We start from the raw sequence: 1,528 nt of genomic DNA on the forward strand, positions 1-1,528 counted from the left end.
TGGGTATTCCTTCTACTGGAGGTGCTCATCATGGCTAATCAGAAACATTTAACTGCTCTTGATAGAATCACAATTGAAAATGGTCTAAAAAATAACGATTCTTTCAAGGCCATTGCCAAAAAACTCGATAAGGATTGTACTACCATTTCTAAAGAGGTCAAAAACAATCTTTCTGTTCGTAAAACTGGTGCATTTGGTCGTTCCTTCAATAACTGTCTTTACAGATATACATGCAAGGAACGTAATTCTGCCTGTGACAACTGTCCTGTTATGAAATCTCAGCTCTGCAGATCCTGTACGCGCTGCATCTACGAATGCGGCAGCTATGTGGAAGAAATATGCCCTAGGCTTTCTAAGCCTCCATATGTCTGCAACGGATGTCCTGACATGAAAAAATGTACTTTGACAAAGCATATCTATTATGCACTTGAGGCCAACAAAAAATATGAAGAAAGGCTTTCTGAATCACGCAGAGGCATCATTATTACTCAGGATGAAATCAATCATCTTAATGAGCTGCTCTATCCACTGATTGCCCAGCAGGGTCAATCCATTCATCATGTCTACATTCATCATAAGAACGAGATCATGTTTAGCGAAAAGACTCTCTATAAGATTATTGATGCTGGCATATTGAAAGTGAGAAACATCGATCTTCCTCGACAGGTAACCTATAAAAAAAGAAAGAAACCTTCAAGATACAAAATTGATTCAAAATGCATGGATGGAAGAAGGTACGAGGACTTCAAGAATTTTATAGAAGAAAATCCTGACATGCCTGTTGTCCAGATTGATACGGTTGAAGGCACTAAAGGTGGAGCCTGTCTGCTTACAGTTCATTTTACAGTGTCAACATTTATGATTGCTTTTAGAAGAGAATATAATGATGCACAGTCTGTCATTGATATATTCAATGACATTTACAACCATCTTGGAAGAGATATGTTCATGAAGCTTTTCCCTGTCATTCTCACAGATAACGGACCTGAGTTCTCCAATCCAGAAGCCATTGAATTTGATGAAGATGGAAACAGAAGAACATATATGTTTTACTGTCACCCCAGCTCTCCGTTTGAAAAAGGTGACTGTGAAGTCAATCATGAATTTATAAGAAGAATCGCACCCAAAGGAAAACCATTTGATCCTTATACGCAAAAAGACATCAATTTAATGATGTCTCACATTAATTCGTATGCTCGTCCAAAGCTGAATGACAAAACCCCACTCTTTGTCTTCGCTTTGCTGTTTTCCAAAGAAGTTGCAAGATACTTTGGAATCGAACATATTGACCCAGATAAGATCAATCTGACTCAGTCGCTCTTATCTCAAAGATAAAGCATAAACAAAACACAGGGATACCCATAATGTACAGATAAATAAGACCATCAGGGGTGGAATTTTGCTTTGCAAAAAAAAAACAGAAAATTTGACCCTGGCTTTACTATACTCTCAAAAACAAGTCAAATTGCTTCTTACAAGTTCATTTTAAGACCTGATGTGTCAAAAATCAATATCTGAAGGTGATTTT

The 1,528-nt window shown here is 37.4% G+C and carries 1 protein-coding gene; it reads left to right on the forward strand.

What is annotated here, in order from left to right; all coding sequences use genetic code 11:
• Nucleotides 1–30 precede the first annotated feature (30 nt).
• Nucleotides 31–1,335 carry an IS30 family transposase gene (locus B5E48_RS13390; RefSeq protein WP_087305640.1) on the forward strand — a complete coding sequence of 435 codons (1,305 nt, stop codon included), beginning with the start codon at nt 31–33 and terminating at the stop codon, nt 1,333–1,335.
• Nucleotides 1,336–1,528 lie beyond the last annotated feature (193 nt).

Origin of the sequence: Massilimicrobiota sp. An105 (assembly GCF_002161155.1) — a bacterium.
Lineage (GTDB): Bacteria > Bacillota_I > Bacilli_A > Erysipelotrichales > Coprobacillaceae > Allocoprobacillus > Allocoprobacillus merdigallinarum.